Genomic DNA, 7,573 nt, shown 5'->3' with positions numbered 1-7,573 from the left:
GGTCAGGTCGGTGGGATAACGCCTGTTGGCGGCCACGCATCACTCCCGGCAGACACCTCCGCCCAGCTCCCAGCATGGGAGCTCGCGGTCAGGGAGTGGTGGATCCCTCAGCAGTCAACGCTGGCTTACCAGACACGTACTTAGGGGACCGTTAGGGATTGCTCGGAAATTACACCGGCGTAATCAGCGGTTGGCACGTCGCGTCCGACGTCCAGTGATCGTGTAGTTCCAATCACCGTGCCAGTCATGAAGATCGAGCGGCACCGCCGCCAGCTCCTCGTCGGTCACCTTTACACCCTTCGGATACACGCCGCGGTCGCGCTCGGCTCGGACCTTCAAGCCGGTTCGCGTCTTCGTCCCTGCGATGAGATCGACGATCACCTGATGACTCGTCAAGGGACGCCCCCGCCAGTTCATGGAGATGTGACTGAACAGGCGGTGCTCGATCTTGTTCCACTTGTGTTGAGCGCCACGCTCGATCAGGATCGGTGAGGGTGTAGCCGCCACTGACGGCCAGGATCGGGCGGGAGCCCCTGGGGGCCCGGGATCTGTTGGGCGGCGGCAGGCGGAGCGCGTCAGGCTGAGCACGACCCAGACGCGCAAGGACCCTCCCGTCGAACTTTGCTGGCTCCTCGGGAGGGCCCTTCTCCGCAGATGCCGGAGGGGCACCCGTGCTCATCGTAGGGACCGATCAGGACGAGGTCGAGGCCGACCTTCGGGCGGGCCGGCTGGCCTGCCCACCGTGTGGCGGGCAGCTTGGCCCGTGGGGCCATGCCCGGTGGCGGGGGCTGCGCCGCCGGGACGGTCACGAACAACCCGTCCGTCCCCGTCGCAGCCGGTGTCGCAGCTGCAGGTCCAGCCATGTGCTGCTGGCAGACGTGGCCCTCCTCCGGCGCCGGGACGACGCCGAGACCATCGGGGAGGCGCTCCAGGCCAAAGGCGACGGTCTCGGCCTCGACCGGATCACGGAGTCCCTCCGACGTCACAAGGACACGGTGCGGGGCTGGCTGCGTGCCTTCGTCCGCGCCGCCGAGGCCATCCGGGTGCACTTCACCCGCTGGGCGGTGGCCCTGGACCCGCTGTTGGGGCCGATCGAACCCACCGGCGGCGCGCTCGGTGACGCCCTGGCGGCCATCGGAACCGCGACACGCGCCGCGGTACTTGCCTTCGGCCCGCGGCCCATCTGGTCGCTCGTGTCGGCGATGTCCGGCGGGGCGCTGCTTTGCAACACGAGTGTCCCCTTCCCGGCGCTGCCCTGATCGTTCATGGTTCTCCTGGTCGAAGGAAGGAGCAGCCGGGCCGCATGGAGGACCGCTATCGGGACGTGGCCCTGTTTCGCTACTCGTTGATCCGCGAGGCAGCGGACCCCGCGCTGTCCAAGGCCGAACGGGGCGCGCTGGTGCGCGCCCTCGCGTCCTTGGAACACCTCACCCCTGACGGGCGACGCATCCGGGTGGGGCGCTCCACCCTGGACGAGTGGATCCGGGCCTGGCGGGCAGGTGGCTTCGAGGCCCTCGTCCCCCAGCCGCGCAAGGTCGCCCCCAAGATCGACTCCGAGCTGTTCGCCGCGGCCGTGGCCTTGAAGCGTGAGGCCCCCGGGCGCAGCGCCGAGCAAATCGTACGCGTCATGGCCGAGGCGGGGCTCTGCCCTCCTGGGGTGCGCAGCATCCAGCGCCACTTCGCCCGAGTGGGCCTCAACGTCCGCCCCGACGGGTCCGCCCCACGCGCCTATGGGCGCTTCGAGGCCTCCACCCCCAACGAGTTGTGGACCGGGGATGCCCTGCACGGTCCCATGGTCGGGGGCGCCAAGGCCTACCTGCTGGCCTTCATCGACGACTACAGCCGGGCCGTGCCCGGCCATCGCTGGTGCCCGGCCGAGGACACACTGCGGCTCTGCGCCGCGTTGCGCGCCGGCGTGTCGGCGCGTGGCGTGCCCCGGGCGGTGCTGGTCGACCGGGGAGCGGCGTTCGTGAACGTGCAGTTCATGCGCGCCTGCGCGTCCCTGGGCATCCGGGTCATCCACGCCAGCCCCCGGGCGGCGGCCACGAAGGGGAAGATCGAGCGGTTCTTCAGGACGGTGAGGGCTGGCTTCCTCGTCGAGCTGGAGGCCCGGGGCGGAGGGGCGGATCTGGCCGAGCTCAATCGCCTCTTCAGCGCCTGGGTGGAGGTCGTCTATCACCGCCGAGTCCATTCCGAGACCAAGGAGCGCCCGATCGAGCGCTTCAGTCGCGTCGGGGCCCCCGAGCTTCCCTCTCCCGAGGCGCTGCACGAGGCGTTCCTGTGGTCGGAGTTCCGGTCAGTGACCAAGACCGCCACGGTGTCGCTGCACGGGAATGCTTTCGAGGTCGACGTCGCCCTGGTCGGTCGGCGCGTGGAGTTGGTCTTCGACCCGTTCGACTTGACCGACATCGAGGTGCGCTTCGAGGGCAGGGGCATGGGCCGAGCTGTCCCGGTTCGCATCGGGCGCCATGTCCATCCCAAGGCCCGCCCCGACGCCGCCCCGGAGCCGGTGCCCACCGGCATCGACTACCTGGGGATGGTGGCGGCGCGCCGGGCCGCCGAGCTGTCCCGGACCCGCATCGACTACGCCGCGCTCTCCAGTGCCGCCGACCCTGCCGTGCCCACCGAGGAGGAGACCCCATGAGCATCGACCGTCTGCGCGCGCATTACGGGTTTGGCCGCATGCCCTTCGGCAAGGACCTGGCTCCCCAGATGCTCCACGGTCATGCCGCCCACGCCCAGGCGGTGGCCCGCATCTCCTGGTGCATCACCGAGTCCGCCATCGGCGTGGTCACCGGCGAGTGCGGCTCGGGCAAGACCGTGGCAGCACGGGCCGCCGTGGCTGGCCTGGACCCGTCGCGCCACAGCATCGTCTACCTGGGCACCCCGGGCGTGGGCACCCGGGGGATGTACGCGGCGATCGTCTCGGCGTTGGGGGGCAGCCCTCGCTTCCACGCCGCCTCGCTCATCCCCCAGACCCAGGACGCCATCGCGGCGGAGGCCGCCGAGCGGGGAAAGGCGGTCACGGTCGTGGTCGACGAGGCCCACATGCTCGATGCCGAGACCCTCGAGGGCCTGCGCTGTCTGTCCAATGCCGGCATGGATGCTGCCTCCCCGTTCTGCCTCATGTTGTTGGGACAGCCGACACTGCGCCGACGTCTGCGCCTCGGGGCCTTCGCAGCGCTGGACCAGCGCGTCGGGCTGCGCTACGCGCTCTGCGGCCTGGACCCCACCGAGTGTGCGAGTTACATCACGCATCACCTGGGCCTCGCTGGTCGCTCCGACCCGCTGTTCTCCGACGACGCCATCGGCCTCATCCACCAGGTCTCCCGGGGCCTGCCCCGGGCGGTCAACAACTTGGCCACCCAGTCCCTGGTGGCCGCCTTCGCTTCGGGCAAGGCCATCGTCGACGAGTCCGCAGCGCGTGCCGCGGTGGCCGAGGTGGCCTCGGAGTGAGCCCGGTGAACTCAGCGGAGCTGGCCCCGGCACCGGGGTGGCCCGCCCCCCCGGCGGGGGCCGCCTACCAGGGGATGGCCGGCGCGCTGGTGTCCGCCATCGCCCCCCACACCGAGGCCGACCCCGTCGCCATCCTGGCCCAGCTGCTCGTGGCCGCCGGGGTGACGGTCGGGCGGGGGGCCTGGGCGGCGGTGGAGGCCACCCGCCACCACCCGAATGAGTTCGTGGTGGTGGTGGGGGACTCGGCCAAGGCCAGAAAGGGCTCATCCTGGGACCACGTGGCCCGTCTCATGGGCCGGGCGGTGCCCGGCTTCGGCGCACGAACCTCGACGGGGCTGTCCTCCGGGGAAGGCCTGGTTTGGGCCCTGCGAGACCCCGAAGGCGCCGATCCCGGGGCGGCGGACCCCCGCCTGTTGGTCGTCGAGCCGGAGTTCGCCTCGGTGCTCAAGGCCACCACCCGGGACGTGAACACGCTCTCGCCGGTGCTGCGCTCCGCCTGGGACGGTCGGCCCCTGGCCCTTCTCACCCGAACCGCCCCGGCGCGGGCCTCGGGGCCGCACCTGTCGGTGATCGGGCACATCACCGCGGCCGAGCTCACTCACTACACCTCGAGCCTCGAGGTGGCCAACGGGCTTCTCAACCGCTTCTTCTTCGTGGCCGCCCGTCGGGTGCGTCTCCTCCCGGAGGGCGGCGACCCCGACCCCTTGGCCGGCACCGGCATGGAGGGCCGCCTGGGCACCCACCTGACCGAGGCCAAGCGGCGCGGCCGGATGCGCTTCTCGACCGGCGCCCGGGCGGCGTGGTGGGACGCCTATGCCCGCATGGCCGGAGCCGGCCATGGGCCCGACGGCATCGTCGCCGGGCTCTTGGCCCGGGCCGAGGCGCATGTGCTGCGCCTGTCACTTCTCTACGCGCTCGTCGACGGGGCCGCCTCGATCGGCCTGGCGCACCTCGAGGCGGCCCTGGCGCTGTGGGAGTACTCCACCGACTCGGTGGCCAAGGTGTTCGCCCCCGTCGTCGGTGACCCGCTGGCCGAGGCCATCCACGACGCTCTCGTCGCCCGTCCCGACGGCATGACCCGCACCGAGATCCGAGACTTCTTGGTTCTCCTCGGGATTCTGTGGCCCGACTTGCCCGATTCCGCGTCACGCTCTCGTGCCACGCCCCTCCAACGGCGTCAAGGGCGCTCCGCTTCGCTACGCGTCCCTTCGGGACTCCCTCGCTAGCGCTCGGTCGCCCTTGACCCCGTCTCCGGGGCGCGGCTGGTGGGCAGGTAGGAAGCGATGGAGGACCATCGCTTCGGTAAGCGCTTCAGGTGATCGTGTAGATCAGCGCAGCGGGAGGTCGATGGTGATGCCGCCGGCGCACAGGTAGATCATGCCGATCAGCGCGGCGGCAGAGTGATGGCCGTACCCGCGGTGGTTGATCAGGCGGATCTTCGAGTTGAGGCCCTCCAGCTTGGAGTTGGACAGGCCGAGCTCGACGGCGGCGAGCACCCGGTCCCGGTTGGCCCGGATGGTCTTGGCCAGCGAGACGAAGGCGGGTATGCGGGACCGACAGGCCCACGCCAGCCACCAGTCCAGATGCCGGGGGGCCTGGGACGGGTAGCGCAGCCGGTACAGGTCTCTCAGCGCCTCCTTGAGCTGCCAGGCTCGATACAGCGCCGAGCGGGACCGGCGCAGGGCGTCGAGGGTTTCCCATTGGCCCCGGGACAGGGCCTGGGTGTCTTTGACGAGCGCCCATCGGGTGTGTTTGACCTTGCGTGCCGGCCTACCTGCGTCCCGCTCGACGTTCCAGGCCACCCGGCGTGTCTTGTTGATGGCCTCGTTGGCCAGCTTGATGACGTGGAAGGGGTCCACACACTGGGTCACGTGCGCCGCCTTGTTGTCGGTGGCGAGCTTGTAGGCCCCGCCCATGTCCAGGCTCACCGCGGAGAGCTTCTGGACCCGCTTGGGCCCGAGCTCGTCGTAGAAGGCCTCCAACACGGTGTGGTCCTTGCCCTTGGCCGCCCAGACCACCGCCCCGTCCCGGTCGTGGTCGGCCACCACGGTCAGGTACTGATGTCCCTTGCGGTAGCTGATCTCGTCCACCCCGATGCGGTAGAGGCCATCGAGGCGTTTGTCGTCGATCGCCTCGGCCACCACGTCGACGATGATCTTGGCCACCGCCTCCCAGGAGATGCGCAGCAGGCGGGTGATGGTGGTCTTGTCGGTGCGCTGGGCCAGCCAGGCCACCAGGTCCTGGAGGTCCCGGGTGTGCCGGGCCCCGGGACGGGCCCAGGGCACCGTCTCGGTCCGGGTCGCCTTACAGCGGGGACAGTCGATGCGGGCGATGCGGTACTCGAGGAACAGCCTGGTGCCGCCCAGGTCCAGATGCCGCCAGCGCCGCACCGAGTGGTCCCGGGTCCCCGACGTCTTGCCCCCGCACGGACAGCGGTGCTTGTGGGGGCGCCGGCGCAGGCCGACCACGATCCCCTCCGGGGCGAAGACCACCGAGTCCACGCTGGCCCCGACCAGGCCCAGCATCTTGTTGAATGCGGTGGTGACCCGCACGTGATCGACCTCCAGGTTCGATTGGCTTCGTCACCACCGAACGTAGAGGCGCGGCGCGTGCGGGTCACCGCGTGTGGACAACACCCTTGGGAGGTCGGCCCACTGGAGCGGGCCGGCTCACTCGATCAGGTGGGCACCGATCCCATCGGGAACCACCTCAAGCCGGGCAAGTCGGGCCACACGAAGCCGAGGAGTGCCCAAAAGGTTCTCCTCGGGATTCTGTGCCCAAAATGAGCTGTCGGGTGCCTCCAGCTTGGACCACGATGGCGCTGACGCTTTGGGCGATGATGTCTTGCATCTCGCGTCCGATCCGCGACCGCTCGTCCGCGACCGCCGCGCTCTGGTGTTCTTCGCGCTGGCGGTCCAAGCAGGCCGACAGGTCGCGGAAGGCGCGTGCCCGAGCGGCCCGCTCTGCCACCATCAACCCGACACCCCAGGGCACGATGACAGCGGCGGCGAAGCCGACGATGTCGCCACAAAGGCTTCCGTAGTCATTCGGCTGGGTCGCCAGGTCTGACACATAGACGCCCAGGGCGAGCAGAGCGGCGACCCCCGCCACCGTAGGCAGCCCTCGATTGAGGCTGCGCGCCGTTCCGGCCCGGTAGGCGAGGGCGATCGGCGGCAGCAACGACCCGGTCATCCCACCCAGGATGTCTCCGCCCAGCGGTGCCTGCACCATCGCCACCGTGGTAGAAGCGAGGAGCGCGGCGAGCGGCCACCGGCCCCTCCAGGCGATCGGCGCGGCGTACAGGACGACCGCGACGGCGGTCACTAGGCGATGGGTAGGGATGAGGCTCGGCGCCAGCCAGGTCTCAAGCTCCATCTCCACCACCAACGTCAGCGCCAGCACGACGTCCAGCCAGGGTGCGTCGAGCCACCGCAGTGCGTGCCGGCCGATCCTCATGCCAGTTCCTCGGCGAGGGGGAGCGAAGCGTGCACGACGAAGCCACCTCGGACACTTGACCCGGTGTGCAACGACCCGTCGAGGACTGCGACTCGCTCGCGCATTCCGATGAGACCCCGCCCGACCCCCTCGGCGCGAAAAGTCGCCAGCCCATGGCCATCATCGGCGATCTCGAGTTCCAGTGCGTCTGGCGCCCAGGCCAGGCTCACCTTGGCGCGAGCGGCATCGGCGTGTTTGATCACGTTGGTCAGCGCCTCTTGGACGATCCGATAGGCGCACAGGCCGACACTTGCTGAGACCGGTCGGGTGGTTCCCTCGACTTCAAGATCGACTCGCAAAGCGGTGCCGGTGGTGCGCGCGACGAGAGGCGCCAGGTCGTCGATTCCCGGGAGTGGTCCCGTCTCGGCCGGGAGGGACGTGTCCCCGAGCACGGTGAGGAGACGGCGCAACTCGATCAGGGCGTCGTGGCCGGCTTGTTGCACGACCTGCAAAGCTGCCCCGGCGCGGTCGGGGTCGGAACGGACCAGCATCCGGGCGCCACCGGCTTGGAGCACGATCACCGACAGGCAATGACCGATGACGTCGTGGAGTTCCCCGGCGATCCGAGTGCGCTCCTCGCGCGTCGCGCTGATGACGGCGTGGTGGTCCTCGGTGTCGAGAC

General features: G+C 70.1%; 7 protein-coding genes and 1 pseudogene. 4 read left to right on the top strand and 4 right to left on the bottom strand.

The features are described from left to right. Positions 1-183: 183 nt before the first annotated feature. A pseudogene (locus tag VFW24_01760) lies at positions 184-459 on the bottom strand (ISAzo13 family transposase). Positions 460-671: 212 nt separating this feature from the next. Between VFW24_01760 and VFW24_01755 the strand changes: the two are divergent. Genes VFW24_01755 through VFW24_01740 form a run of 4 tightly spaced genes read left to right on the top strand, consistent with a single transcriptional unit; the run spans position 672 to position 4,682 of the window. Then, positions 672-1,259, top strand: a complete 588-nt coding sequence (locus VFW24_01755; protein HEX5265473.1) for a DUF6431 domain-containing protein — start codon at positions 672-674, stop codon at positions 1,257-1,259. Between the two features lie 44 nt (positions 1,260-1,303). Continuing rightward, positions 1,304-2,644 (top strand): DDE-type integrase/transposase/recombinase, encoded by a 1,341-nt coding sequence (locus tag VFW24_01750; protein HEX5265472.1) that lies wholly within the window; start codon positions 1,304-1,306, stop codon positions 2,642-2,644. Continuing rightward, entirely contained in the window at positions 2,641-3,456 is an 816-nt protein-coding gene (locus VFW24_01745; GenBank protein ID HEX5265471.1) for an AAA family ATPase, read from the top strand. Before VFW24_01750 ends, VFW24_01745 begins: the two co-directional genes overlap by 4 nt. Beyond that, entirely contained in the window at positions 3,453-4,682 is a 1,230-nt protein-coding gene (locus tag VFW24_01740) for a DUF3987 domain-containing protein (protein HEX5265470.1), read from the top strand. The genes VFW24_01745 and VFW24_01740 overlap by 4 nt, the downstream gene beginning before the upstream one ends. A gap of 102 nt (positions 4,683-4,784) precedes the next feature. Here the strand turns inward: VFW24_01740 and VFW24_01735 are convergent, their stop codons facing one another. The 3 genes from VFW24_01735 to VFW24_01725 all read right to left on the bottom strand — a co-directional run. Beyond that, a complete protein-coding gene (locus tag VFW24_01735) occupies positions 4,785-6,008 on the bottom strand; it encodes an ISL3 family transposase (GenBank protein HEX5265469.1) in 1,224 nt (407 codons plus the stop codon). Positions 6,009-6,165: 157 nt separating this feature from the next. Next, positions 6,166-6,912 carry a hypothetical protein gene (locus VFW24_01730; GenBank protein ID HEX5265468.1) on the bottom strand — a complete coding sequence of 249 codons (747 nt, stop codon included), beginning with the start codon at positions 6,910-6,912 and terminating at the stop codon, positions 6,166-6,168. Next, positions 6,909-7,573, bottom strand: a 665-nt coding sequence (locus VFW24_01725; GenBank protein HEX5265467.1) for a histidine kinase, incomplete at its 5' end; no start/stop codon positions are given. The genes VFW24_01730 and VFW24_01725, both read right to left, overlap by 4 nt.

The organism is Acidimicrobiales bacterium (genome assembly GCA_036273495.1).
Taxonomy (GTDB): domain Bacteria; phylum Actinomycetota; class Acidimicrobiia; order Acidimicrobiales; family JAJPHE01; genus DASSEU01.
Note: the sequence above shows the minus strand (reverse complement) of the source record. Positions and strands in the feature narration are given on the sequence as shown.